This window comes from Mesorhizobium sp. (genome assembly GCF_004963255.1).
Classification (GTDB): domain Bacteria; phylum Pseudomonadota; class Alphaproteobacteria; order Rhizobiales; family Rhizobiaceae; genus Mesorhizobium.
Map to the genome: position 1 here is coordinate 193,021 of NZ_SUGA01000001.1, position 26,477 is coordinate 219,497.

Genomic DNA, 26,477 nt, shown 5'->3' on the forward strand with positions numbered 1-26,477 from the left:
TTCTATGGGGGAATGGAAATTCGACGACCCGCCCAACGTCGCGGTGATTTCTGACCGAAGCATATTTAGAAGCGGCGACTGGATCTCATACGTTTCGCACGAGGCGGACGATGGGAGTTGGCTATTCTACAGCAGCGACAATCGAGATTGGGATAAGCGCGACGTAATGCTCGTCGGCCTGCAAGAAGTGGTTGAGCGAGATGAGAGTGTTCTCGAACTAGCCGATTTGCCTGAGGGCTGGCACGCATGGCGCAGCTCGAAATCGTCGCCTTGGCAGCGTGCAAAATCGCCGCCCGTGGGCTTCAACGACAACTATGATCCGGAGGGCAGTTAAGTTGGGCTTTTTGTCGGTTCGCCGGCATCGAGAACCGGCGGCTCCTGCCCATCCTCCGGCTCCTTGATCCTGAACCACGTCACGTAAAGCGCCGGCAGGAAGAGCAGCGTGATCGCCGTGCCGGCGATGATGCCGCCCATCATCGCGTAGGCCATCGGTCCCCAGAACACTTCGCGCGCGATTGGGATCAGCGCGAGACTTGCAGCCGCGGCGGTCAGCCCGATCGGCCGCATGCGATGCTCGGTCGCTTCGACCACCGCCGCCCAGCGGTCCTTGCCTTCGGCGACGAGGTCCTCGATCTGCACGATCAGGATGACCGAGTTGCGGATCAGGATGCCGATCAGCGCCAAGACTCCGAGGATGGCGACGAAGCCCAACGGCGCGCCGCTGGGAACGAGCGCCGCCACCACGCCGATCAGGCCGAGCGGCGCCACCGCCACCACCAGGAACAGGCGTTGGAAGCTCTGCAACTGCACCATCAGGATGGTCGCCATGATGAACAGCATCAACGGCACCACGGCCGCGATCGGGCCCTGGCTCTTGGCGCTTTCCTCGACCGAACCCGCGGTCTCGACCGAATAGCCGGGCGGCAGCTTGGCGATGAAGGCGTCCACCGACGGCTTCAGCTCGTTGACGACGGTCGCCGGCAGCACGTCGCCGACCAGGCCGGCGCGCACCGTGATGGTCGGCGTGCGGTTGCGCCGCCAGACCGTCGGCTGTTCGAGGTCGTAGCGGAAGTTGGCGACGGCGGCGAGCGGGATCGACTCGCCGTTGCCGGTCGGCAGCTGCATGTTCTGCAGCGTCTCGATCGAGCCGCGCTCGGCCGCGCGCGACCGCGCCACGACGTCGATGAGATAGGTCGCGTCGCGCACCTGCGTGATCGTCGAGCCGCCCACCGTGCTGTTCAGCGCGCTGGCGATGTCGGAAGAGGTGATGCCGAGCTGGCGCGCCTTGTCCTGCAGCACGTCGACCCTCAGCACGCGCTGCGGTTCGTTCCAGTCGAAGGTGGGGGCGGCCAGCTTCGGATTGGCCGAGATCACGCCGGCGAATTGCTGCGCCAGTTCCCGCACCGCCTGGATATCGGGACCGCCGACGCGGTACTGCACCGGCCTGCCGACCGGCGGGCCGAGCTCCAGCAATTTGACGAACGCGTCGGTGCCGACGAACTCCTCGCGCAGCAGCTTCTCCAGCGCCGGCTTCACGCGGTTGCGCGCCTCGATGTTCTTGGTGACGATGACGGTCTGGCCGAAATAGGGATTGGCAGGCTGCACGTCATAAGCCAGCACGAAGCGCACGGCACCCTCGCCGATATAGGAGGAGAAGTGGTCGATGTCCGGATTGCCGGCCAGCGCCCGCTGCTCGAAGCGCTCCATCTGGTCGCGCGTCTCGGTGATCGAGGAGTTCTGCGGCAAGTTCCAGTCGACGATCAGCTCCGGCCGGTCGGAGGGCGGGAAGAACTGCTGCTGCACGAGGCCGAAGCCGGCGACCGAGGCGGCGAACACAAGCACCGTCACGATGATCGTCAGCCAGTGCCGGCGCACGCAGAAGACAAGCACGCGCCGGAACAGCGAGGTGAAGCGTCCTGGCTGGTCGTGGTGCTTCTCCTTCATCGTCGCAGGCAGGATGGTGACGCCGAGCAGCGGCGCGAACAGCACCGCCACGATCCATGACACCAGCAGCGACACCGCGATGACGACGAACAGCGTGAAGGTGTACTCGCCCGCGGCGCTGGAGTTGAGGCCGATCGGGATGAAGCCGGCGACCGTCACCAGCGTGCCGGTCAGCATCGGAAAGGCGGTCGAGGTGTAGACGTAGGTTGCCGCCTTGCGCAGATTGTCGCCGACTTCCAGCCGCGCCACCATCATCTCGACCGCGATCATTGCGTCGTCGACCAAAAGGCCGAGTGCGATGATCAGGGCGCCAAGCGAAATGCGCTGCAGCGAGATGCCGAGATAGGCCATCACTGTGAAGGTGATGGCCAGCACCAGCGGGATCGACAGTGCGACGACGAAGCCGGCGCGTAGCCCCAGGCTGATGAAGGAGACGGCGAGCACGATCGCGACGGCCTCGAACAGCGCCCGCGTGAAGCCCGAGACCGCCTCTTCGACGATCACAGGCTGGTCGGCCACCAGATGCACGCCGACGCCGACCGGCAGGTCGGCCAGCACCTTCTGCATCTCCTCATGCAGTGCCTCGCCGAATTTCAGCAGATTGGCGTTGGGCTTCATGCCGATGGCAAGCCCGATCGCGTCCTGGCCGTTGAAGCGGAACAGGGCCGTCGGCGGGTCGACATAGCCGCGCCGGATCGTCGCCACGTCGCTCAGCCGGAAGAAGCGATCGTTGACGCGCAAATTGATGGCCCGCAGGCTTTCCTCGGAGGTGAACTGGCCGCCGACGCGCACGCTGATCCGCTCGGGCCCGGACTGGATGACACCTGACGGCGTGATCGCGTTCTGCGCCTGCAGGCTGGCGACGATTTGCTGCTGGTTGAGGCCGAGGGCCGCGATCTGGCGCGTCGAGAACTCGAGATAGATGGCCTCGTCCTGCGCGCCGACCAGATCGACCTTGCCGGCATTCGGCACGGTCAGGATCTTGGTGCGGACATCTTCGACATAGTCGCGCAGCTGGCGCGGCGTCAGCCCGTCGGCGGTGAAGGCGTAGATGTTGCCGTAGACGTCGCCGAAGCGGTCGTTGAAGAACGGTCCCTGCACGCCCTGCGGAAGCTGCGCCTTGATGTCGTTGACCATGTTGCGCACCTGAAGCCAGTTCGGCACGACGTCGCGCGCCTTAGTGGTGTCCTTCAGGTTGACGAAGATGACCGTCTGGCCGGCAGTGGTGACCGATTTGGTGTAGTCGAGGCTGTCGAGCTCCTCGAGCTTCTTCTCGATGCGGTCGGTCACCTGCTGCACCGTCTCCTTGACCGAAGCGCCCGGCCAGTTGGCCTGGATGATCATGGTCTTGATGGTGAAGGCGGGGTCTTCCTCGCGGCCAAGATTGAGATAGGAGAAGATGCCGGCCACCACGAAGACCAGCATGAAATACCAGACCATGGAGCGGTGACTGAGCGCCCAGTCGGAGAGGTTGAAGCCCTTCATCAGACGCCGCCCTCCGGCACTTTCACCTTCTGGCCTTCGCTCAGGCTATGGACGCCGGCGGTGACGACGCGCATGCCGGCCTCGAGCCCTCCGGCCACCGTGAAGCTGCCGCCGTTCTTCGACGCGACCTTGATCTCGCGCGTGCTCACGCTGGAGGACTGCGGATCGACGATCCAGACTTTCTCCGAGCCGTCTTTTTCGAGCAGCGCCGATATCGGCAGTTCGATCGTCGGGTCCACCTTGGTCACGCGCGTCGCCGTGATTGTCGAGCCCAACCGGAACGCCGTCGGTGGATCGACCAGCGTCAGCTTCACGCGCCGTGTGCGCGTGGCGCCTTCCGACTGCGGGGCGATCTCACGCAGCCTCGCCTGTGTCTTGATCGTCGGCAGCGATTGCAGGACCACCTCGAAGGGCATGCCGACGGTGAGGTCGCCGGTCAGCTGATCGGGGATGTCGACCACCGCCTCGCGCGGGTCGGTACGCGCTACGGTGACGACGGTCTGTCCGGCCGAAACCGTCTGGCCGACCTCGGCGCCGGTAGCGGTGACGACGCCGTCGAAATCGGAGAACAGCCGGGCATAGCCGAGCTGCTCCTGCGACTTGGCCAAAGCGGCGTTGGCGCGCTCGACCCCGGCTTCCGCGGCCTGCCGCGCCTGTTTCGCGGCATCAAACGTGGCTTGCGATGTGTTGGCCGAGGCCAGCAGCTGGCGCTGGCGATCCTCGCTGGCGGCTGCGTTGATGAACTGTGCCTGCGCGTTCGACAGATCGGCTTTCGAGGCCTGGACGGCAAGCTCCAGCGCCGTCGGATCGAGCGCCGCGATCGTCGTGCCCTTGGTGACGAGGTCCCCGACCTTGACGTCGCGCGAGACGACGCGGCCGAGCAGGCGGAAGGCGAGGTCGGCACTGTATTGCGGCTCGACCGAACCGGCGAAGCCAAAGGCTTCGACGGTCTTCGGCTCGACCACCACCGAAAGCACCGGCCGGATGACCTCCGGCGGCTTCTCTTCCGAGCGCGAGCAGGCGGCGAGCGCGGCAAGGACGAGCAGGGGAGCGACGTGCCGCAACCGGTTCATTGGCTGGCTCCAGCGATCTCGACCGTCTGTCCGGTGCTGAGCAACTGTCCGCCGGCGGTGACGACGCTCTGTCCTTCCTGCAATCCCTTGTCGACGGCGATGATGCCTGAATCGAAGGCGAGCACCTCGACCGGCGTCTCCGTCACCGCCTTGCTAGACGGGTCGACGATCCAGACGGCGGGCTTGCCGGCGGCGGATGTCAGCGCCTGCCATGGCAAAAGGATGGCCCTGACCGGCTTGGCGCTGACCGTGCCGATCACGGCTGCGCCAAGCGGCATGCCGGCCGGCGTGTCAGGGATGCCGACCTTGACCCGGATCGATCCGGACTGGGTGTCGACCGCCGGCGAAATCTCGCGCACCTTGCCCACCGCGCGCACCTGCGGGTCCGACAGCAGCGTGATCGTCACCGCAGGCGAGGGCGGGGTCTGGGCAACCAGCGTCTCGTGCACGTTGAAGACGGCGTCGCGGTCGCCGTCCTCGGCAATGGTGAACACGGTCTGCGCCGCTTGCACCACCTGTCCGGCCTCGACCTGGCGCGCCGTGATGACGCCGGGGGCCCCGGCCTTGAGTTCGGTGTAGGACAGGTTTTCCTTGGCATTGGCCAAGGCGCTTAGCGCCGCGTCGACGCTGCCTTGCGCCACTTTCAGGGCCTGGTCCGCGCTGTCGAAATCCCGCCTCGTTGTGAAACCCTGCGAAAGCAGCGTCTTTTGCCGTTGGTAGGTGGCCTCGGCCTGGGTGAGTTGCGCCTGCGCCGCGTCGAGATCGGCTTGGGCCGAGCGCAGGTCCGACTCCTGTTCCTGCGGGTCGATCCGGGCAAGCACCGCGCCCTGGTCGACATGCTGGCCGACATCGACCAGACGCTCGGCGACCCGGCCGCCGACGCGGAACGACAGATTGTTGAGTGTGCGGGCCGCGATCACCCCGGTCAGCGAGGTTCGCGGCGCGTAGTCGGCGAGGGCGACAGTTTGCGTCGTCACCACCACCGGCAATTTCTTTTCCGCCGCCTGCTGCTTCTGGCAGCCGGACATCGAAACCGCAGCGCCGGCGCAAACGAGCAGCAACAGCGTTTTTGAACGAAAAGGATGGCGGTGTGGCGAAGACGGCAAGGCGGACGATGTCGCTTTCCTGCTCATGGTTCCCCTCAAGCCGTGGGGGCCGCTGCTGACGGCGGCACGTCGCGGATGAAAGGAGATTAATCGATCGGCGGCAAAAGGAAACTCTTTCCGGGGCGTGTTTCGTCAGCCTGGTTAAGGGCATTCTCGCAGGCCCAATCGACTGGGCCATGGTGCCGACTTGAGCAAAACATGAAATAAGGCCAGAAGGGATTTCAACGGCATCAAACGGGAACGGGCCAATCTCGATGAGGGATGGCCCGATGAGGGACAACATGAAGAATTCAGCCATTTCCGAACGCAAGAACCAGTCGATCTCGCGCGGCGTCGGCATGACGACGCAGATCTACGCCGATCGCGCCGAGAATTCGGAAATCTGGGATGTCGAAGGCCGCCGCTACATCGACTTCTCTTCCGGCATCGCCGTGGTCAACACCGGCCATCGCCACCCGAAGGTGATCGAGGCGGTCAAGGCGCAGCTCGACCGCTTCACCCACACCTGCCACCAGGTCGTGCCCTATGAGAGCTACGTTCATCTCGCCGAGCGGCTGAACGGCATGCTGCCCGGCAAGTTCGACAAGAAGACGATCTTCGTCACCACCGGCGCCGAGGCGGTCGAGAACGCCATCAAGATCGCCCGCAGCGCCACCGGCCGCCAGGCCGTCATCGCCTTTTCCGGCGGCTTCCACGGCCGCACCTTCATGGGCATGGCACTGACCGGCAAGGTGGTACCTTACAAGGTCGGCTTCGGCGCGATGCCTGCCGATGTCTTCCATGCGCCGTTCCCGGTCGCGCTGCATGGCGTTTCGGTCGCCGATTCTCTCGCCGCGCTCGACAGGCTGTTCAAGGCCGATGTCGATCCGAACCGCGTTGCCGCCATCATTGTCGAGCCGGTGCAGGGCGAGGGCGGTTTCTACGAAGCGCCGCGCGATTTCGTGGCAGCACTGCGCAAGATCTGCGACCAGCATGGCATCCTGCTCGTCGCCGACGAGGTGCAGACCGGCTTTGCCCGCACCGGCAAGATGTTCGCCATGGACCATCACGACGTGGCGCCCGATCTCACCACAATGGCCAAGAGCCTTGCCGGCGGCTTCCCGCTGTCGGCCGTCACCGGCCGCGCCGAGATCATGGACGCGCCTGGCCCCGGCGGACTGGGCGGCACCTATGGCGGCAGCCCGATCGGCGTCGCCGCCGCGCACGCCGTGCTCGACGTCATCGAGGAAGAAAAGCTCTGCGACCGCGCCAATGCGCTGGGCGCCAGGCTGAAGCAACGGCTGGAATCGATCCGCGAGGACGCGCCGGAGATCGTCGACATCCGCGGCCCGGGCTTCATGAACGCGGTCGAGTTCAACGATGTGAAGAAAGGCCTGCCGTCGGCCGAATTCGCCAACGCGGTGCGGCTGAAGGCGCTGGACAAGGGCCTCATCCTGCTCACCTGCGGCGTTTACGGCAACGTCATCCGCTTCCTGTCGCCGATCACCATCCAGGACGGCGTCATGACCGAGGCGCTGGATATTCTGGAAAGCTCGATCCGCGACGCGCGGGCGGCCTGAGGGTGGCCCGTATTCTCCTGAACAATCACCCTGGCGTGCAGCACCCGTATGCCAGTCTATCGGCCCCGGGCTCGCCTGCACAGTGCTGCGAAATAGTCATCGTCAATCGGGACGGTCGGCATGGATGATGCGCCTTTGAGAAGCAGACTGCGCAAATGGTGACGATCCTGATCGTGGCGGATCAATTCACGCACATACTCACTGCTCGTACCAAAGCCCCGTTCCGTCACTTGCTGATCGACAAAATGCTTCAAGCTTGTCGGCAGTGAGATTTTGATTGTGCCCATGCCGGCATTTTGTTGCGTGCAGAAAAAATTGGCAATCTCTACGCGCTGGCCCTGGCCGGTTCGTCCTGACTGAAGGCCGCAAGCGCCGCCTTCAGCGCGTCCGGCCCACCCGCGACCGTCTGCGGCGTTGGCGAGAAGCCCGCTCCCAGCATCTTGCGGCCAAGCATGTGGTCGGCCGGGCGGTTGACGGATTCGATGCCGAGCAGCCGGTCGCCGGCATAGTGGTAGATCGAGAATTTGTTCTCGGCGAGGTCGCCGAGCACCACATGGCTGTCCCCGCCTTGCGTCAGCCCTACCATCTGCAGCTTCATGTCGCCGATATCCGACCAGAACCACGGCACGGCGGCGAAGGGCTCGGCATGGCCGAGGATGGTGCGCGCGGCGAGCCGCGCCTGGTCGGTGGCGTTCTGCACCGATTCCAGCCGCACGTCGCCGCCGGTGAACCAGTGGCGGTAGGCGGCCGCGTCGCCGATGGCGAGGATTTCGGGGATCGTGCTCTGCATATGCTGGTTGACGCGGATGCCGTTGCCGATGGCGAGCCCAGCGGCTTCGGCCAGTTCGACATTGGGCACGACGCCGATGCCGATGATCACCATCTGAGCCGGCAGGCGTTCGCCACTTGAGGCGATCGCTGCCGAGACGCGGCCGCTGTCACCCTCCAGCCGGGCAACAGTGGTGCCGGTTAGGATGCGCACGCCGATCGCCTCCAGGCGTTGGCGCACATGTGCGGCGATGACCGGCGCCACGGCGCGGCCGAGCAACCGGTCGACGGCCTCGACGACGGTGACGTTGCGGCCGGCGGCCCTCAGCGTCGCCGCGATCTCCAGCCCGATGAAGCCGCCGCCGAGAATGACCACGTCCTCGCTTTGCGCGCTGAACTCGCGGATCAGGCGCGCATCGGCCAGCGAGCGCAGCGAAACCACGCCGGCAAGGCCGGCGCCATCGAGCTTCAGCAGGCGCGGCCGCGACCCGGTCGCAAGGATCAGCCGGTCGAAGCCGAGCGTTCCACCGCCGGCGACATTCAACCGTCCCGCGCGGGCATCGATGCTGTCAATGCGCACGCCGGGCCGGTAATCGATGGTGTTGCCGGTATAGAAGGCCTCGCCACGCAAGGGCTGCGGCTTGGCCTCGGGATCCTTGATGAAGGTCTTGGACAGCGGCGGTTTGTGATAAGGCAGTTCCCGCTCGTCGCCGATCAAGACGACGGGCCCTTCATAGCCCTCTTCGCGCAGGCTGGCGGCGGCCTGCACGCCGGCATGGCCCGCACCGACAATCACAACCCCGTTGGTCATCGCAATCCTTTTTGTTTGCAAATCTAAGCCCTTGCGCCAGGTGGCGATTGTCTGCCGCCGCCGCAAGAGCCGAGGATCGGGTCGCACCCAGAATGGCTGTCTGTCAATCGAGTTGGCGAGGCAGTCGTGGTTTAAAAGTTGACATTTGTAGTTTAGAATAATTCTAAACTGTTGTTTCAATTGAATTATTTCTGTCGTGCCAGTTGACTCCCGGCTTCTCCATCGCTTTATGGAGAGCTGCGCGCAAAGCGTATCCCTTTGATGTCTGGGCCTTGAACCCTTTCGATTGGAGGCAAGTGGGTGTCTTTCTATCGCGAACCGCGCATCGGCGCGGCCACCATTTTTCCCGGCGTGCTCATGCCTCGGCGCGGGTGGGCGCCTTCTATTGAATTTCCAAAGAACTGGAGAAGGATAATGACGGCACGTAACGGCGGCAGGCTGGCTGCGATCTGCGCCACGGCTGCACTGACGGCGGCGGTGTTCGTGTTGCCGGCGAAAGCCGGGACCGACGCGAAGGCGGTGATCAAGACCTATGCCGACATCGCCCTGGCCAAATACGAGGATTCGCTGACCACGGCGCAGACGCTGGACAAGGCTGTCGATGCGCTTATCGCCAGCCCCTCCGCCGACACGCTGAACGCCGCGCGCGAAGCCTGGAAGGCGGCGCGCATCCCTTACCAGCAGACCGAGGTCTATCGCTTCGGCAACAAGATCGTCGACGACTGGGAAGGCCGCGTGAATTCCTGGCCGCTGGATGAGGGGCTGATCGATTATGTCGCCAAGAGCTACGGCACCGAGTCGGACGAGAATGCGCTCTACACGGCCAACGTCATCGCCAACAAGGAAATCGAGATCAACGGCAAGAAGGTCGACGCCTCGAAGCTGACGCCGGATTTCCTGTCCGGCACGCTGCAGGAAGCCGGGGGCGTCGAGGCCAATGTCGCGACCGGCTATCACGCCATCGAATTCCTGCTCTGGGGCCAAGACCTGCACGGCACCGGTCCGGGCGCCGGCGAGCGGCCCTATACGGACTACGACCTCAAGAACTGCACGGGCGGCAATTGCGACCGCCGCGCCGAATATCTGAAATCGGCGAGCGACCTTCTGGTGTCCGACCTGCAGGAGATGGTCAACAACTGGAAGGAAGACGGCGCGGCGCGCAAGAACCTCACCGAGGGTGACGCGAATACCGGCATCTCCACCATCTTCACCGGCATGGGCTCGCTCTCCTATGGCGAACTGGCGGGCGAGCGCATGAAGCTCGGCCTCTTGCTGCACGATCCGGAAGAGGAGCACGACTGCTTCTCCGACAACACCTACAACTCGCATCTCTATGACGCGATCGGCATCCGCGCCGCCTATCATGCCAGCTACACCCGGCTCGACGGCTCCGTGGTCTCGGGTCCGTCGGTGTCCGACATGGTGAAGGCCGCCGATCCGGCGATCGACAAGGAGCTGTCGGGCAAGCTCGACACCACCGTCGCCAAGATGGAGGCCATCAAGGCGCGCGCGCTGGCCGGCGAGGCCTATGACCAGCAGATCGCCGAGGGCAACACTGCAGGCAACGCCACCGTGCAGGCGGCGATCGACGCGCTGATCGACCAGACCAAGTCGATCGAGCGCGCCGTCGGCTCGCTCAAGCTGAACCAGATCGCCTTCGAGGGTTCCGACAGCCTCGACGCGCCTGACAAGGTGTTCAAGTAAGGTTTAAACGTAGCCACCAGCCAAGCGGCGCCGGACCGGCGCCGTCAGCCAGAGCAAGTGAAATGCTGATCTGCCATTGCAACATCATCACCGAGAAGGAGATCGAGCAGACGATCATCGGCCTGCTGGACGAGGATCCCTGGCAACTGATCGTGCCCGCGAAGGTCTACCACGCGATGCGCAAGCGCGGCCGCTGTTGCGGCTGTTTCCCAAATGTGGTGGAAACGATCATTCGGGTCACCGAGAACTACCACGCCCGCTCACAGGTGGGGGACGTGGACATCGTTTCACACCTGGATCGCGTGAGAGGCTTGCGCGGCCAATACGGGAGCAGAACCCATGAAAGGCGAACCGCAGATCATCGAGCGGCTTAACGAAGCTTTGTTTCTGGAGCTTGGGGCCGTTAACCAGTATTGGGTGCATTACCGTCTGCTCGAGGATTGGGGCTACACCAAGCTGGCAAAGAAGGAGCGGGCGGAATCGATCGAGGAAATGCATCACGCCGACCGGCTGATCGCGCGCATCATCTTCCTCGAAGGCCACCCGAACCTGCAGTCCGTCGCGCCGCTGCGCATCGGCCAGAACGTCAAGGAAGTGCTCGAATCCGATCTGGCCGGCGAATATGACGCGCGCACCGCCTACAAGGGCTCGCGCGAGATCTGCCACGACGAAGGCGATTTCGTCTCGATGAAACTGTTCGAGGACCTTTTGACCGACGAGGAAGGTCATATCGACTTCCTGGAAACGCAGCTCGACCTGCTCGCCTCTATCGGCGAGGAGAAGTACGGCCTGCTCAATGCCGACTCGGCCAACGAGGCGGAGTAAGGACATGCGGGAATGCGGCGCCCCGTAGACGTTTCGCGCCGCGCCCGGCGGGCCGCAATCGACGGCTTGCCGCTTCAGAAGAGCCCGCGATACCGGACCGGTCGCGGGGCGTCGCTTTTGCTGGCGATCATGCTTTCCGCACCCACGCTGGCCGGCGAGCCGGCCGCTCTGCCGACGAGCCGCACCGACCTGACGCCGAAGGACCAGGCGCGGGTTCTGGCCGTCACCAGGCCAACGACCGACTTCACCAGGCCTGAGCCGTTCGAGCTGATGCAGGGCGGAGCCGGCACGTCGGAGAAGGACGTCAACCGCGATGCCTTCTCGCAGTCCTCAGCCAACATCACTTTCGAGGAAGAGGGCAATTTCAAGCTCGGCAATGCGCTTTTCCGCAAGAACTGGGTGTCGTCGCCGTCGTCGACTCAGGCTTCCGACGGCCTCGGCCCGCTGTTCAACGAGCGCGCCTGCCAGAATTGCCATCTGAAGGATGGCCGCGGCCGCCCGCCGCAAGGTGATGCCGGATCGACGTCGATGTTCCTCAGGCTCGCGCGCGACGCGAGCAGCGCAGAGGAAAAAGCAGCGCTCGCCGACCACAAGGTGCTGAACTTTCCTGATCCTGTTTACGGCTCCCAACTGCAGGAACTCGCCGTCCCGGGCCTCAAGGGCGAAGGCAGGATGCGCGTTGATTACCAGGAGCAGAAGGTCACGCTCGGCGACGGCGCGGTCGTTTCGCTGCGCAAGCCGCGTTATTCTGTCGAAAATCCCGGCTACGGTCCGCTCGATCCGCGCACCACGCTGTCGCCGCGCCTGACGCCGCCGATGATCGGGCTCGGCCTGATCGAGCAGATCGCGCCGGCCGATATCCTCGCCCATGCCGATCCGGACGATCGCGACGGCGATGGCTTTTCGGGGCGGCCGAACATCGTGCGCGACGAGCTGAGCGGTGCGGTGACCCTGGGCCGCTTCGGCTGGAAGGCGCAGACCGCCTCGATCCGCCAGCAGGCGGCCGATGCTTTTGCCGGCGATATCGGCATCTCGACTCCGGAAATGCCGAAGCCTTGGGGCGACTGCACGGAGGCCGAGAAGGATTGCCTGGCCATGCCGAACGGCGTGCAGCAGCGGCTGGGCACGGCCGAAGCCCCGCCGCCGGTGATGGACCTCGTCACCTTCTATTCGCAGAATCTGGCCGTGCCGGCGCGGCGCGACATCGCCACACCGCAAGTGCTCGCCGGAAAGAAGCAGTTCTACGACATGGGCTGCATTGCCTGCCACACGCCGAAATTCGTCACCATGCGCGGCACGCCCGACAAGGCGCAGGCCTTCCAGCTGATCTGGCCCTATTCCGACTTCCTGCTGCACGACATGGGCGAGGGCCTTGCGGACGGACAACGGGTTGGAGAAGCCACGGGGAGCGAGTGGCGCACGCCGCCGCTCTGGGGTATTGGGCTCGCCGCGACAGTCAACGGCAACGCCTTTTATCTGCATGACGGCCGCGCCCGAACGCTCGCCGAGGCGATCTTGTGGCATGGCGGCGAGGGGCAGAAGGCGCGCGACCGCTTTGCCGAGGCGGCCGCGGTCGACCGTGAGGCGCTGATCAAATTCCTGGAGTCCCTGTGATGTTGAAACGCGTCGCTCTGATGTCGAAATGCCTGGTCCTTGTTCTTGCGCTATTTCTAGCCGCCGCCTTGCCGGCATCGGCCGCGGTCAAGGCTTTCGATGTCATCGAACGCGCGATCGATGGGTTCGTCCGCCCCGCCTATGCCAGTCTTGACGAGCATGCGGCGGGCTTGACCAAGGCGATGCGCCAGCTTTGCGAAGCGCCGTCCGAAATTAATCTCGAAGCGGCGCGCTCGGCGTTTTCCGGCGCGGTCGAGGCCTGGTCGGTGGCCGAGATCATCGCCTTCGGGCCGATCAAGGAAAACAACCGGCTGGAACGCATGCTCTATTGGCCGGACCGCAAGAGCATCGGCCTGAGGCAAGTGCAGGCCACGCTCGCATCGAAGGATCCGTCAGCCACTGATCCTGTGCAACTGGCGCAAAAGAGCGTCGCCATGCAGGGCCTCGGCGCGCTCGAATATGTGCTCTATGGCGACGGCGCCGAAACGCTTGCAGGGAAGGACGAGCCCTATCGTTGCGCCTATGGCAAGGCGGTCGCCGGCAACGTCGAAACCATGGCCGGCGAGGTGCGCGATGCCTGGCAAAAGCCCGATGGCTTCGCTTCGCTCTGGGCCAATCCCGGCCCGAAGAACCCGCTCTACCGCGACGGCAACGAAGCGGTGACGGAACTGGTCGGCGTCTTCATCAACGAGCTGGACATGATCCGCGATGTGCGGCTAAAGGGCTTCCTTGGCGCCAAGCCGGACGCCGACAAGCCAAAGCAGGCGATTTACTGGCGCTCGCGGAACACGGCGGCCTCGCTGGCCGGGAATCTCTCCGGCATCGACCAGCTGTTCCAGGCTTCCAAGCTAGGCGATGCGCTGCCCGCCGACGCGCAGTGGATGGCCGAGTCCATCCACATCCAGCTCAGTAACGGCGTGACAACAGCGAAATCGATCCCCGGCCCGATCGACAAGGCGCTCGCCGACCCCGCGCTGCGCGACAAGCTCGAACATTTCGCGCTGATCACCTCGAGCCTGTCGACCTTGATCGGCACCAGGATGACCGCCGAGTTCGGCCTGACCGCCGGCTTCTCGTCGCTGGATGGGGACTGAGCATGACCCCAAAAAGTTGCAGACTTTTTGGACAAGGTCATGCTCCGAGGGAGATCGTCCCGTGAGAACTCCCCTCATCGACCGCCGCGATTTCCTCCGCGCCGCAGGCGCTGGCTTTGCCGCCGCCATGGCGTCGCGCGCCTGGGCCGAAACGCTGGCCGCCGACGCTGTGTTTGCCACGGCCTTCGTCAAGCGCGGCGGCAGTTTTGGCGCAGCCGTGCTCTCCGAAGCGGGGAAAATCCTGCACACGGTCGATCTGCCGGATCGCGGCCATGACGTCACTTTCGATCCGGTGTCGAAACGCTCGGTCGTTTTTGCCCGGCAGCCCGGCACTTTCGCGGTCGTCTTCGACCATGCCGGCCGCGACAAGCCTTTGACCATTGCCAGCATTGCCGGCCGGCATTTCTTCGGCCATGGCGTGTTCTCGCCCGACGGCGCGCTGCTCTATGCGACGGAGAACGACTTCGACAACGCGGCCGGTGTCGTCGGCGTCTATGACGCGAAGGCCAGGTTCAGCCGCGTCGGCGAGTTCCCGACCTACGGCATGGGGCCGCACGAGCTGCTCCTGCTCGGCGACGGCCGCACTTTGGCCATCGCCAATGGCGGCATCGAAACCCATCCCGACTACGGCCGTGCCGAGCTCAACATCGCGACGATGAAGCCCTCCTACACGCTGGTCGACCGCATCACCGGCGACCTGATCGAAAAGCACGAATTGCCGCCGGCGCTGCATCAGCTTTCGATCCGCCATATGGACCGCGACCAGGCGGGCACCGTCTGGTTCGGTTGCCAGTATCGCGGGCCGGCGACAGACCGCCCCGCGCTGGTTGGCCGTGCCGCGCGCGGCAAGGAGCTCGAGCTCGTGGAGATGCCGCAGGACGTGCTCTCCGGCTTCCGCAACTATATCGGCTCGGTCGCCGCCAATGCCGCGACAGGTACGGTCGCCGTCACCTCGCCGGAGGGCAATTCGCTGGCCGTCATCGATGCCGCCAGCGGAAGCGTGGTCGCGACTAGGTCGCTGGTCGAAGTCTGCGGGCTTGCGCCCGACGGCGCCGGCTTCATGGCGACGACCGGCGCCGGCGAGATCGTCGGCGGCACCGGCGCCATCCGTTCCGAGCCGGATTATGTCTGGGACAACCACATACTGCGCATTGCGGCCCCGGTTTGATAACCGAGGCCCCTGGAGGCTGGTAAGCAAAGCCGCTTAACATTTCTCAGCCCTGGCCCTTGCGGCGGCGGCCCATGCCGGGCAGAGGGAATTGTGTTTCGATCAGTTCGTTAACCGGCCTATGAAGCTGCCCGTATGAAGTTGCTTGCCATCGACTGCGCCGCCAGTCTCTGCGCCGCCTGTTTTTATGACGCAGACGCGGGGAAGGAGCTTGGCCGCGAGCGGCGCGATCTCGGCAAGGGTCATGCCGAGCATCTGATGGCCGTCATCGAGACCGCGCTTGAAGCAAGTGGGGCCGGCTACCCTGACCTAGACGCCGTTGCCGTCTCGATCGGCCCCGGCTCCTTCACTGGCCTGCGCGTCGGCGTCTCGACCGCGCGCGGCCTGGCGTTGGCGCTGAAAATCCCGGCGATCGGCGTGACGACGCTGGAAGCCTTGGCTGCCGAGGGCGCGAGCACCTTTCCCGGGCGCGCGGTGCTTGCCGCGCTCGATGCCGGCCGCGAGGAAATCCATGCGGCGCTCTATGATGAAGCGTTAGTCGAAACTTACGGACCATCCGTAGCCACGCTTGCTGAGGCAGTGACCATGGCTATCAACGCCGACGCGATCCTTGTCGGAACCGCCGCGCCGCAGATTGCCCAGTCGGCAGGTCGTGCCTTTGACATCGGTCCCGTCGCTGCCACGGCCGACATCGCAACCTATGCCAGGCTGGCCTCGGCCAAAAACCCGGGCGAGAAACCGAAGCCGCTCTATCTGCGCGGCGCCGACGCCAAGCCGCAGGCGGGTTTCATTCTGCCAAGGCAGGACAAGGGAACCGAGCCCTGATGCGCATTCCGTTCTTTCAGCCGCGCCGCAGGGATTATGCGCTGGAACCGCTGACGGTCGCCGACAGCCCCGCTGTCTCGGTGCTGCATCGCGAGGATTTCGTCCGGCCCTGGACCGACGGCGAGTTTGCGGCACTCCTCGAACAGGACACGGTCTTCGGCTATGCGGCGCGGGAAACAGGTCAGGGCTCCAAGCCGCCGGTCGGCTTCGTGCTCGCCCGGCTCGCGGCCGGCGAGGGCGAGATCCTGACCGTGGCCGTCGCCCGCAGCCATCGCCGTCAGGGCCTTGGCTGGCAATTGATGGACGCCGTGCTGCGCGAGCTCCACGCGCAGCGTGCCGAAGCGCTCTTCCTCGAGGTCGATGAGACCAATGCGCCCGCGATCGGGCTTTACCGCAGGCTCGGCTTCATCCAGGTCGGCCATCGCCCGAACTATTACCGTTCGACCGAGCACGGCCCGACCGGCGCGCTTGTCATGCGCCGCGATCTTCGCTAGCCACAGTCCGGTTGGGGCCGGAGCGAATGATCAAGAAATCACGGATTTTCCTGGCGCTCTTCTACGTCGTCGTCTGTTCACTGGTCCTGGTGCCGCTGCAGATCCTGTCGATGAAGACGGGGCTCTGGCCCGAGACCTTCATCCTGAAGATCTGGCACAGCATGATCCTGCGGGCGCTGGGCATGCGGGTGCATGTGACGGGCAGCTTGGGCAAGGACCGCCCTCTGCTGGTGGCGGCCAACCACATTTCCTGGACCGACATCATGGTGCTCGGCTCCTTCGTCGATGTGAAGTTCATCGCCAGGGCTGACATGGAGGGCTGGCCGCTGATCGGCATGCTGTCCAAGCTGCAGCGCACCGTCTTCATCGAGCGCGAGCGCAAGCGCACCTCCGGCGACCAGGCCAGCGAGATCGCCAAGAGGATGGCGAAAGGCGATGCCATGGTGCTGTTCGCCGAAGGCTCGACCGGTGACGGCAACCTCGTGCTGCCGTTCAAGAGCACCTTGTTCGGCGCGGCCTCGATGGCGATCTCGGAGGGCACTGCGGAACAAGTCTTCATCCAGCCCGTGGCGATCGCCTACACGCGCCTGCACGGCATGCCGATGGGCCGCCGCCATCGGCCGATGACCGCCTGGATCGGCGACCAGGATCTGATGCCGCATCTCAAAACCCTGCTTGCGGAAGGCGCGATCGACGCCGAGGTGCATTTCGGCCAGCCGGTGCCGTTCTCCAAGGGCTCGAACCGCAAGGAAACGGCAAGGCTGATGGAAGCCAACGTGCGCGAGATGATGCAAGGCATCCTCGCCGATCCGGCCAAAAGCCGGTGAGTCCGGGGCTGCGCGGCGCGCTTCGGGCAGAATCGTCTGTTTTTTGTGACGGAAAGGCGCTAGAAGCCGCCCGATGGAACTGAACACGATTGAAAGCCACGGCATCGGCGCTGCCGCCGAGCGCTCGGCCGGCACTGACCGCACGGCAAAAAAGGTCTTCGTCAAGACCTATGGCTGCCAGATGAACGTCTACGATTCCCAGCGCATGACCGATGCGCTGGCCGCCGACGGCTATGTCGCCACCGACGCCGTCGAGGACGCCGATCTGGTGCTGCTCAACACCTGCCATATCCGCGAGAAGGCGGCGGAAAAGGTCTATTCCGAGCTTGGCCGCATCCGCGACATGAAGACCGAGCGCGCCGAGGCCGGCCGTGAATTGCTGATCGGCGTCGCCGGCTGCGTGGCGCAAGCCGAGGGCGCCGAGATCATCCGCCGCGCGCCGGCGGTCGATCTGGTCATCGGCCCGCAGACCTATCACCGGCTGCCCGACGTGCTGGCGCGGGTTCGTGGCGGCGAGAAGATCGTCGAGACCGAATACGCCATCGAGGACAAGTTCGAGCATCTGCCGCAGCCCAAGCACGCCGAGCTTGCCAGGCGAGGCGTCACCGCTTTCCTGACGGTGCAGGAAGGCTGCGACAAGTTCTGCACCTTCTGCGTAGTGCCCTATACGCGCGGCTCCGAGGTCTCGCGCCCGGTGGCACAGATCGTCGCCGAGGCTGAGCGGCTGGCCGAGGCCGGCGTGCGCGAGGTGACCCTGCTCGGCCAGAACGTCAATGCCTGGCATGGCGTTGGTGAGAATGGCGAGGAATGGGGTCTCGGCCGCCTGCTGTTCCGGCTTGCGGAAATCCCCGGACTGGCGCGGCTGCGATACACAACCAGCCATCCGCGCGACATGGACGACGAATTGATCGCCGCGCATCGTGACCTGCCCGCCTTGATGCCCTATCTGCATTTACCGGTGCAGTCGGGCTCCGACCGGATTTTGAAGGCAATGAACCGCAGGCACACGGCACGCGACTATCTGGCCCTCATCGAGCGCATTCGCGCCGCCCGTCCCGACATCGCCATGTCGGGCGACTTCATCGTCGGCTTCCCCGGCGAGACGGACGAGGATTTCGAGGCGACGCTGAAACTGGTGCGCGAAGTGGGCTACGCCTCGGCCTTCACCTTCAAATATTCTCCACGTCCTGGCACGCCGGGCGCCGAGATGGACGGTCATCTTTCCGAAACCGTGAAGGACGAACGGCTGCAGCGCCTGCAGGCGCTGATCAACGATCAGCAGCAGAATTTCATAGCCAGCGTGGTCGGCCGAACCATCAGCACGCTGATCGAGAAGCCAGGTCGCCGCCCCGGTCAGATTCTTGGCCGCTCGCCATGGCTGAACCCGGTGATTGTTGACGACAAGGCCGGTGGAATCGGTGACATTATTGATGTGCGAATCACGAAGACAGGCCCCAACAGCCTGTTCGCCGAGTTGGTCTGATGCATGTCGCCCAAAAGTGCCCGCGGTTTTGGGACAACGACATGCATAGCCAGAAGCCTCGGCAGATGAGGAGAGACGGTTGAGCGCTGCCGAACTGAAGAATCCGCCCCAGAACCAGGCGTCCGGGGCTTCCGACATGGCGCACATCGTACTGACCTTCGACAACAACAAGCTTGCCAGCGCCCTCTACGGCCAGTTCGACGAGAACCTGGCACGGCTCGAGCAGAAGCTCGGCGTGGATATCCGTTCGCGCGGCAACCAGCTTGCAATCAAGGGCTCGGCTTCGGCCGCCGAACAGGCGCGCCGCGCGCTGGATACGCTCTATGGCATCCTGCAGAAGGGCGTCGACATCGGCCAGTCGGATGTCGACGGCGCCGTGCGCATGGCGATTGCCGCGGACGACCAGCTGACGCTGCCGACCATGGAGCGCAAGGGCAAGGTTTCGGCCGCCCAGATATCGACGCGCAAGAAGACGATCTACGCCCGTTCGCTGACGCAGGACGCCTATATGCGAGCGCTGGAGCGCTCCGAAATGGTCTTCGGCATCGGCCCGGCAGGTACCGGCAAGACCTATCTGGCGGTTGCGCATGCGGCGATGCTCTTGGAGCGCGGCATGGTCGAACGCATCGTGCTGTCGCGCCCCGCGGTCGAGGCCGGTGAGCGGCTGGGCTTCCTGCCCGGCGACATGAAGGAGAAGGTGGACCCCTATTTGCGGCCGCTCTACGACGCGCTCTACGACATGATGCCGGCCGACAAGGTCGAGCGGGCGATCGCGGCCGAGGTGATCGAGATAGCGCCTCTGGCCTTCATGCGTGGCCGCACGCTGGCGCATGCGGCTGTGATCCTCGACGAGGCGCAGAACACCACGCAGATGCAGATGAAGATGTTCCTGACCCGTCTCGGCGAGAGCTCGCGCATGATCGTCACCGGCGACCCGACCCAGATCGACCTGCCGCCCAACACCAAGTCGGGGCTGGTCGAGGCGCTGCGCATCCTCGACGGCGTGCCTGGCATCGTCACCGTCCGCTTCAACGAAGGCGACGTGGTGCGCCACCCGCTGGTTGCCGAGATCGTCAAGGCCTATGACCGCGACGGCAAGCTGGCGCGGGGCCTGGGCGCCGAAAGCTGATCAAAAGGCTATATGGCTGACAATCCAGCATTAAGCGGCGAGACGCCGGTCGATATCGATATTTTCGTCGAGGCCGGCGATTGGCCTGCCGAAGCCGAGCTGACGCGCCTGGTCGATCGCGCCGTTGCGGCCGCCTTTGCCGAAACCGCGGCGACCGGCGTCTCCGAGCTCAGCGTCGTCTTTTCCGACGATGCTCATATCCGGACGCTCAACGCCGAATGGCGCGGCAAGGACAAGCCCACCAACGTCTTGTCTTTTCCGGCTTTTCCGTTTCCGAAAGGCGGCAAGCTGCCGCCGATGCTGGGCGACATCGTGCTGGCTTCCGAGACGGTGGCGAGCGAGGCCGCACTGGAAGACAAGCCGCTTGAGAACCATATCACCCATCTCGTTATCCATGGCCTGCTGCACTTGCTGGGCCATGATCACGAGACCGACGCCGAGGCGGAGGAGATGGAAGCGATCGAGCGCGCCGCGCTTGCGAGGCTTGCCATTCCCGATCCCTACGCGTAACAAAAAAGCTCAATTGACCTGATGGCGATGAACGAAACACCAGAAACTGCCGCCCGCCCGGACGCCGGCAGTGCTGCCAAGCCTTCCGAAAAGACGGAAGAGGGCTCGAGTCCGAGTATTCCCACCGGCAGCGCGGCCGCTGAGCCGACGCATGCCGGTCCTTCGCTCTTCGACCGCGTGCTCGGCCTGTTCCGGCACCGCAACGGCACCAGCCTGCGCGAGGAGATCGCCGGCGCGCTCGCCGAAACGACGACCGATGCGGAATCCTTCTCGCCCGGCGAACGCGCCATGCTCAACAACATCCTGCGCCTGCGCGAAGTGCGGGTCGAGGACGTCATGGTGCCGCGCGCCGATATCGAGGCGGTCGAGATCAACACCACGCTTGGCGACCTGCTCGGCCTTTTCGAGCAGTCCGGCCATTCGCGCATGCCGGTCTATTCCGAGACGTTGGACGATCCGCGCGGCATGGTCCACATTCGCGATGTGCTCGCCCACATCACCAAGGTCGCCCGCGTCAAGAAGGGCCGCACCAGGGCGAAGGCGCCGGCGACGAGCGCGCTCGACCTTGCGCAGGTCGATCTCGCGCGCACCATCGGCGATCTCAATCTGATCCGCCAGGTGCTGTTCGTGCCGCCCTCGATGCTGGCCTCGGACCTGATGGGCCGCATGCAGACGACGCGCACGCAGATGGCCCTGGTCATCGACGAATATGGCGGCACCGACGGCCTCGCCTCGCTGGAAGACATCGTCGAGATGGTGGTCGGCGACATCGAGGACGAGCATGACGACGACGAGCCGATGATCACCCAGACTGGCGACGGCGTCTTCGTCGTCGACGGCAAGGCCGAGATCGACGAGGTCGCCAAGATGATCGGCGAGGATTTCGCCGCCGGCGAGCACGGCGAATATGTCGACACGATCGGCGGCATGATCTTCAACACGCTCGGCCGGGTCCCGGCCAGGGGCGAAGTCGTGCAGGCCATTCCCGGCTTCGAGTTCCACGTGCTCGACGCAGACCCGCGCCGCGTCAAGCGTGTGCGCATCGTGCAGAGCCCGAAGGGCGAGCGGCAGCGCCGCCGCGCCGCCCGCACCGAACAGGCCTGACCCCCTGAGCAATTCCAGGAAAAGTGCGTAGCGGTTTTCCGTCCGGAATTGCGTAAAAAGAACGTGGAGCGGCATGCCGACCGACGATCCGTTCAAGCATGCGGTCCTGGGCTCAGGCGTCTTCTACCGCGATCCGCGCGCGGCTTTGTCCTTTCTGCAGGCGGCCTTTGGTTTTGAGCCGAGCATGCTGGTGAGTGATCCCGACGGTCGGCTCGTGCATGCGGAAATGCGCTTCGGCGACGGCTATATCATCGTCGATTCCGAATGGGATGAGCGTATCGCCAGTCCCGTCTCCGTCGGCGGCAAGAATACGCAAGCCGTCTATGTCCGTCTGCAGCAGGATATCGACGCTCATTGCGAGAAAGCGCGCGCGGCAGGCGCGGAGATCGTCGAGGAGCCCGCGGATCATTTCTACGGCGAGCGCCAATATCGCGCCCGCGACCCCGAAGGCCATGTCTGGACATTCACCCGAACCGTACGCGTCGTGTCGAAGGACGAGGCCGAGCGACTGACCGGCCTGCGGATCGAGGGCTGGCACAGATAGCGCTACGGTGTATCAGGCGGCGCTTATCTGGGTTTGGATCGCGCGGCTCGGCCTGTTAAACCTCTAACTCCTGATTCGCGCGACTTGGGAAGCTGGATGCAGCGCTTTGCCGGCCGGATAATTCTGCTGTGGGGGTGGCGGCGGGCGCTGGTGGCCTTTGCCGCCGGAGCGCTGGCGGTGCTTGCCCAGGCGCCTTACGATTTCTTCGCGGTCTGCTTCGTCTCGTTCCCGGTCTTGGTCTGGCTGCTCGACGGCGCCACCGGCGAGGCTTCCGATGGCTGGTTCCGGCGCCTGAGGCCGGCTTTCGCCACCGGCTGGTGGTTCGGCTTCGGCTACTTCCTCGCCGGCCTGTGGTGGATCGGCCAGGCATTGCTGGTCGAGGCCGACAGCTTCGCCTGGGCCTTGCCTTTCGCCGTTGTCGGCATCCCCTTCGCGCTCGCCTTCTTCTATGGCTTCGCCGCCGTGGTAGCGCGGCTGTTCTGGAGCAGCGATATCGGCCGCATCGCCGCGCTTGCGTTCGGCTTCGGCCTTACCGAATGGCTGCGCGATTTCCTCTTCACCGGCTTTCCCTGGAACGCCGTCGGCTATGCGGCGATGCCGGTGCCGCTGCTGATGCAGAGCGTGTCGGTGACCGGCATGATCGGCATGAACGCGCTCGCGGTTTTCGTGTTTTCGCTGCCCGCGCTGGTCGCGGCGCGCCGGCATCTGAGGCTGGGGCTTGCCTTGTTCGTCATCCTCGTCGCCGGCCATGTCGGCTTCGGCTACGCCCGGCTCGCGGCCCCGGTCGAGCCGGCCCGCTCGATCGACGTTCGCATCGTCCAGCCGTCGGTCGATCTCAGCGAAAAGTGGGACGCCTCGGTGCGCGACCGCATCTTCGCGACTTTGCTGGGGATATCGGGGAAAGCCCCGGAAGAAGGCCATGCCAAGCCGCAGCTCATCCTGTGGCCGGAAACATCGGTGCCATTCCTGTTCACCGAGCGTCCGGACGCGCTGACGGCTTTGGGCGATATGCTGGCCGACGGCCAGATGCTGATTGCCGGCGTCGTGCGCGAAGAGGGCGGATCGGCGAGCGCCGGCAGCCGCTATTACAATTCCGTGGTGGCGATCAACGACAAAGGCGAGATCGTCGATGCCGTCGACAAGGTGCATCTGGTGCCCTTCGGCGAATACCTGCCCTTCGCCGATCTCTTCCAACGCTTCGGCATAGGCCAGCTCGTTGCCGGACCGATGAATTTCGCCGCCGGCAACGAGCGGCATCCGATCAGTCTGCCGGGCGGCCTGCGTGCCGCGCCGTTCATCTGCTACGAAGTGATCTTTCCCGATCTCGTCGCCGTCGACGCTGCGTCATCTGACGTGATCGTGAACGTCACCAATGACGCCTGGTTTGGCGACACGCCGGGCCCGTATCAGCACTTCAGGCAGGCTCAGATTCGCGCGGTGGAGAACGGATTGCCGCTGCTGCGCGCGGCCAACAACGGCATCTCCGCAATTGTCGATTCGCGCGGCCGCATCATCGATGCGCTTGCCGTCAACGCGCGCGGCGCTATCGACGCGCATGTGCCGGTTTCCGGGCGCGCCCTCCTGTCCCCCGAACAGCGGCGCATTAACGGATTGCTGATCATGTTGCTGTTTGCGCTGATGGCCTTCACCTTGAATGTAAGGCAGCGGCTACGGGTGAATTGACAGTCGGCACATTAGAAACTCATACTGTAACGCCTAAAATTTTTCGAAGTCGGTTGGAGGGTTCTGTTGGGGCAGGTGGCTCCGGCTTCATATGGGCGGAACAAAATAGAAAAAGCCGGAAAAATTCGGCGAGGAAAAAATGACAGAAGAGAACAAGAAGAAGCCGAATCCGATCGACATTCATGTCGGGAGTCGCATTCGGCTGCGTCGCAATATGCTTGGAATGAGCCAGGAAAAGCTGGGTGAAAATCTCGGCATCACCTTTCAGCAGATCCAGAAGTATGAGAAGGGCACGAACAGGGTTGGCGCCAGCCGCCTGCAGGCGATCGCCTCCATCCTGAGCGTTCCCGTCGCCTTCTTTTTCGAGGATGCCCCGGGCGAGGAGACCGGTGGCGGCAATCGGGGATTTGCCGAAGACTCCTCGATGGCCTTCGCCATCGAATTCTGCGGCAGTCCCGAAGGGCTTCAGCTCAACCGGGCTTTCGTCAAGATCGGCGACGTGAAGGTGCGCCGCCGCATCATTGATCTGGTGAAGGCGCTCTCCGCCGAGGACGCCGATTGATTTTTACCTGTGCCGCCGGCGGCGCCCCGCCGCTGGTGGCATAGCCTGCCTTGCCTACATTCATGCCAGATCCGTCGCGCCGCTTGACGAGCGGCGCCCGGCACCGCTAACACGTGGCGCCAAAAATCGGCAACCTGCCGATTTTTTTTCAAGAGGGGACACCCGTGACGCGGCAGAATTATCTCTTCACCTCGGAATCCGTCTCCGAGGGTCATCCCGACAAAGTTTGTGATCGCATCTCCGACGAAATCGTCGATCTGGTCTATCGCGAAGCCAAGAAGACAGGCATGGATCCGTGGAAGGTCCGCGTCGCCTGCGAAACGCTGGCCACCACCAACCGCGTCGTCATCGCCGGCGAGGTCCGCGTCCCCGACACGCTTTTGAAGAAGGACAAGGCGGGCAACGTCCTCAAGGATGCGTCCGGCCACCCCGTGGTCAACCCGGCCAAGTTCAAGTCGGTCGCCCGCAAGGCTATCAGAGAGATCGGCTACGAGCAGTCCGGCTTCCACTGGAAGACCGCCAAGATCGACGTGCTGCTGCACGGCCAGTCGCCTGACATCGGCCAGGGCGTCGACAATGCCGCCGACCGCCAGGGCGAGGAAGGTGCCGGCGACCAGGGCATCATGTTCGGCTACGCCTGCCGCGAGACGCCCGACCTGATGCCGGCGCCGATCTATTACAGCCACAAGATTCTCGAATTGCTTGCCGCCGCGCGCCATCAAGGCAATGGCGAGGCCGGCAAGCTCGGCCCGGACGCCAAGAGCCAGGTTACCGTGCGCTATGCCGACGGCAAGGCGGCGGAAGTCACGCAAATCGTGCTCTCCACCCAGCATCTCGATGCCAGCTGGGACTCCAAAAAGGTCCGCAAGGTCGTCGAGCCCTATATCCGCGAGGCGCTTGGTGACCTGAAGATCGCCGAGGACTGCAACTGGTACATCAACCCGACCGGCAAGTTCGTCATCGGCGGGCCTGACGGCGATGCCGGCCTCACTGGCCGCAAGATCATCGTCGACACCTATGGCGGCGCGGCACCGCATGGCGGCGGCGCCTTCTCGGGCAAGGACACCACCAAGGTCGACCGTTCGGCGGCCTATGCGGCGCGCTACCTTGCCAAGAACGTGGTGGCGGCCAAGCTCGCCGACCGCTGCACCATCCAGCTCTCCTACGCTATCGGCGTCGCCCAGCCGCTGTCGGTCTATGTCGACCTGCACGGCACCGGCAAGGTCGAGGAATCGAAGCTCGAGGAGGCGCTGCGCAAGGTGATGGACCTGTCGCCGTCGGGCATCCGCCGTCACCTCGATCTCAACAAGCCGATCTACGCAAAAACCTCGTCCTACGGCCATTTCGGCCGCAAGGCCGGTCGCGACGGTTCCTTCTCCTGGGAAAAGACCGATCTCGCCAAGGCGCTCAAGGACGCCGTCGCCGCCTGACGCCAGCGAACGCAAAGGACAGGCCGAGCCGTGCGACCGAAGGATTCTTCGGCCGCCGGCACGGCAAGACCATACGCCCGCAGCAGGCGATCGCCCTGGAAAGCGGCTTGCGCGAATACCGGCTCGACCTGACGGCGGAGGCGCCGGCGGATCTACGGACCTTGTTCAAAGCCGAGGTTTCGGCGCTGCAGCTGGAGATCGGCTTTGGCGGCGGCGAGCATCTCCTGCACCGCGCCAAGGAAGCGCCGGGGATCGGCTTCATCGGCGTCGAGCCCTTCGTCAATGGCATGGCCAAGATGATGACGGCGCTCGGCAAGACGCCGCTTGGCAATCTCAGGGTCTATGACGACGACGCCACGCGCCTGCTCGACTGGCTGCCGTCGGCCTCGCTCGACGGCATCGACCTGCTCTATCCCGATCCGTGGCCGAAGAAGAAGCACTGGAAGCGCCGCTTCGTCGGCGCAGCCAATCTCGGCCGCTTCGCTCGCGTCCTGAAGCCGGGCGGCAGGTTCCGCTTCGCCTCCGACATCGACAGCTATGTGAACTGGACGCTGCTTGCCTGCCGCGCTCACGGCGCCTTCGCGTGGGAGGCTGGAGAGGCTGCGGATTGGCACCAGCCCTATGAAGGTTGGCCCGGTACGCGTTACGAGGCCAAGGCCATCCGCGAAGGACGGCGGCCGGCTTATCTGACCTTTATCCGGAAATAGGTAGCCCGAGTCTCTGTATTGCATTTAG

At 64.5% G+C, this 26,477-nt stretch carries 25 protein-coding genes; 20 read left to right on the top strand and 5 right to left on the bottom strand.

What is annotated here, in order from left to right; all coding sequences use genetic code 11:
• Positions 1-4 precede the first annotated feature (4 nt).
• Positions 5-334 carry a hypothetical protein gene (locus E5X34_RS00855; RefSeq protein ID WP_292559806.1) on the top strand — a complete coding sequence of 110 codons (330 nt, stop codon included), beginning with the start codon at positions 5-7 and terminating at the stop codon, positions 332-334.
• Here the strand turns inward: E5X34_RS00855 and E5X34_RS00860 are convergent.
• From E5X34_RS00860 to E5X34_RS00870, 3 genes are read right to left on the bottom strand one after another with little or no spacing between them, the layout of a single operon-like run.
• Positions 331-3,429, bottom strand: coding sequence for an efflux RND transporter permease subunit (locus E5X34_RS00860; protein WP_292559809.1), 3,099 nt, complete (start codon positions 3,427-3,429; stop codon positions 331-333). The two genes, E5X34_RS00855 and E5X34_RS00860, sit on opposite strands and share 4 nt — an antisense overlap.
• On the bottom strand, positions 3,429-4,502 hold the full coding sequence (locus E5X34_RS00865; protein ID WP_292559812.1) for an efflux RND transporter periplasmic adaptor subunit: 1,074 nt from the start codon (positions 4,500-4,502) through the stop codon (positions 3,429-3,431). Before E5X34_RS00865 ends, E5X34_RS00860 begins: the two co-directional genes overlap by 1 nt.
• Positions 4,499-5,563 carry an efflux RND transporter periplasmic adaptor subunit gene (locus E5X34_RS00870; RefSeq protein WP_292559814.1) on the bottom strand — a complete coding sequence of 355 codons (1,065 nt, stop codon included), beginning with the start codon at positions 5,561-5,563 and terminating at the stop codon, positions 4,499-4,501. The genes E5X34_RS00865 and E5X34_RS00870 overlap by 4 nt, the downstream gene beginning before the upstream one ends.
• Before the next feature lie 326 nt (positions 5,564-5,889).
• Here E5X34_RS00870 and E5X34_RS00875 point away from each other — a divergent pair, with 326 nt between their 5' ends.
• Entirely contained in the window at positions 5,890-7,167 is a 1,278-nt protein-coding gene (locus E5X34_RS00875) for a 4-aminobutyrate--2-oxoglutarate transaminase (protein WP_292559817.1), read from the top strand.
• 56 nt (positions 7,168-7,223) lie between these two features.
• Here E5X34_RS00875 and E5X34_RS00880 read toward each other — a convergent pair whose 3' ends face one another.
• Together E5X34_RS00880 and E5X34_RS00885 are read right to left on the bottom strand one after the other, a co-directional pair.
• Positions 7,224-7,454: a type II toxin-antitoxin system ParD family antitoxin gene (locus tag E5X34_RS00880; protein WP_292559820.1), complete on the bottom strand. Its 231-nt coding sequence runs from the start codon at positions 7,452-7,454 to the stop codon at positions 7,224-7,226.
• A 38-nt stretch (positions 7,455-7,492) separates the two neighbouring features.
• Positions 7,493-8,746: an FAD-dependent oxidoreductase gene (locus E5X34_RS00885; protein WP_292559823.1), complete on the bottom strand. Its 1,254-nt coding sequence runs from the start codon at positions 8,744-8,746 to the stop codon at positions 7,493-7,495.
• Positions 8,747-9,160: 414 nt separating this feature from the next.
• Between E5X34_RS00885 and E5X34_RS00890 the strand changes: the two genes are divergently transcribed.
• The 18 genes from E5X34_RS00890 to E5X34_RS00975 all read left to right on the top strand — a co-directional run bounded on the left by E5X34_RS00890 (position 9,161) and on the right by E5X34_RS00975 (position 26,449).
• The gene (locus E5X34_RS00890; RefSeq protein ID WP_292559826.1) at positions 9,161-10,450 is read left to right on the top strand and encodes an imelysin family protein; all 1,290 of its coding nucleotides are present in this window, start codon (positions 9,161-9,163) and stop codon (positions 10,448-10,450) included.
• A gap of 62 nt (positions 10,451-10,512) precedes the next feature.
• A complete protein-coding gene (locus E5X34_RS00895; protein ID WP_042639906.1) occupies positions 10,513-10,824 on the top strand; it encodes a (2Fe-2S)-binding protein in 312 nt (103 codons plus the stop codon).
• Complete coding sequence (gene bfr / locus E5X34_RS00900; RefSeq protein ID WP_292559831.1) at positions 10,790-11,275, top strand: bacterioferritin; 486 nt, start codon at positions 10,790-10,792, stop codon at positions 11,273-11,275. The genes E5X34_RS00895 and bfr overlap by 35 nt, the downstream gene beginning before the upstream one ends.
• Before the next feature lie 12 nt (positions 11,276-11,287).
• Positions 11,288-12,889, top strand: a complete 1,602-nt coding sequence (locus tag E5X34_RS00905; protein ID WP_292559834.1) for a di-heme oxidoredictase family protein — start codon at positions 11,288-11,290, stop codon at positions 12,887-12,889.
• Positions 12,889-13,983, top strand: coding sequence for an imelysin family protein (locus tag E5X34_RS00910; RefSeq protein ID WP_292559837.1), 1,095 nt, complete (start codon positions 12,889-12,891; stop codon positions 13,981-13,983). The genes E5X34_RS00905 and E5X34_RS00910 overlap by 1 nt, the downstream gene beginning before the upstream one ends.
• Before the next feature lie 61 nt (positions 13,984-14,044).
• Positions 14,045-15,151 carry a DUF1513 domain-containing protein gene (locus E5X34_RS00915; protein WP_292559840.1) on the top strand — a complete coding sequence of 369 codons (1,107 nt, stop codon included), beginning with the start codon at positions 14,045-14,047 and terminating at the stop codon, positions 15,149-15,151.
• A gap of 135 nt (positions 15,152-15,286) precedes the next feature.
• A complete protein-coding gene (gene tsaB / locus E5X34_RS00920) occupies positions 15,287-15,976 on the top strand; it encodes a tRNA (adenosine(37)-N6)-threonylcarbamoyltransferase complex dimerization subunit type 1 TsaB (RefSeq protein WP_292559843.1) in 690 nt (229 codons plus the stop codon).
• Complete coding sequence (locus tag E5X34_RS00925; RefSeq protein WP_292559846.1) at positions 15,976-16,470, top strand: N-acetyltransferase; 495 nt, start codon at positions 15,976-15,978, stop codon at positions 16,468-16,470. Before tsaB ends, E5X34_RS00925 begins: the two co-directional genes overlap by 1 nt.
• Positions 16,471-16,496: 26 nt before the next feature.
• Positions 16,497-17,297, top strand: a complete 801-nt coding sequence (locus tag E5X34_RS00930; protein WP_292559849.1) for a 1-acyl-sn-glycerol-3-phosphate acyltransferase — start codon at positions 16,497-16,499, stop codon at positions 17,295-17,297.
• Positions 17,298-17,370: 73 nt separating this feature from the next.
• The gene (miaB, locus tag E5X34_RS00935) at positions 17,371-18,780 is read left to right on the top strand and encodes a tRNA (N6-isopentenyl adenosine(37)-C2)-methylthiotransferase MiaB (protein WP_292559852.1); all 1,410 of its coding nucleotides are present in this window, start codon (positions 17,371-17,373) and stop codon (positions 18,778-18,780) included.
• A gap of 136 nt (positions 18,781-18,916) precedes the next feature.
• Positions 18,917-19,909: a PhoH family protein gene (locus E5X34_RS00940; RefSeq protein ID WP_292560737.1), complete on the top strand. Its 993-nt coding sequence runs from the start codon at positions 18,917-18,919 to the stop codon at positions 19,907-19,909.
• 12 nt (positions 19,910-19,921) lie between these two features.
• Complete coding sequence (gene ybeY, locus E5X34_RS00945) at positions 19,922-20,419, top strand: rRNA maturation RNase YbeY (RefSeq protein ID WP_292559855.1); 498 nt, start codon at positions 19,922-19,924, stop codon at positions 20,417-20,419.
• 27 nt (positions 20,420-20,446) lie between these two features.
• Positions 20,447-21,523 carry a hemolysin family protein gene (locus E5X34_RS00950; protein WP_292559858.1) on the top strand — a complete coding sequence of 359 codons (1,077 nt, stop codon included), beginning with the start codon at positions 20,447-20,449 and terminating at the stop codon, positions 21,521-21,523.
• 73 nt (positions 21,524-21,596) lie between these two features.
• The gene (locus tag E5X34_RS00955; protein WP_127877350.1) at positions 21,597-22,067 is read left to right on the top strand and encodes a VOC family protein; all 471 of its coding nucleotides are present in this window, start codon (positions 21,597-21,599) and stop codon (positions 22,065-22,067) included.
• A gap of 96 nt (positions 22,068-22,163) precedes the next feature.
• Positions 22,164-23,750, top strand: coding sequence for an apolipoprotein N-acyltransferase (gene lnt, locus E5X34_RS00960; RefSeq protein WP_292559862.1), 1,587 nt, complete (start codon positions 22,164-22,166; stop codon positions 23,748-23,750).
• A 139-nt stretch (positions 23,751-23,889) separates the two neighbouring features.
• A complete protein-coding gene (locus E5X34_RS00965; RefSeq protein ID WP_095819313.1) occupies positions 23,890-24,312 on the top strand; it encodes a helix-turn-helix transcriptional regulator in 423 nt (140 codons plus the stop codon).
• Between the two features lie 164 nt (positions 24,313-24,476).
• Positions 24,477-25,742, top strand: coding sequence for a methionine adenosyltransferase (metK, locus tag E5X34_RS00970; protein ID WP_292559865.1), 1,266 nt, complete (start codon positions 24,477-24,479; stop codon positions 25,740-25,742).
• Entirely contained in the window at positions 25,739-26,449 is a 711-nt protein-coding gene (locus tag E5X34_RS00975) for a tRNA (guanosine(46)-N(7))-methyltransferase TrmB (RefSeq protein ID WP_292560740.1), read from the top strand. The genes metK and E5X34_RS00975 overlap by 4 nt, the downstream gene beginning before the upstream one ends.
• The last annotated feature ends 28 nt before the right edge of the window (positions 26,450-26,477 follow it).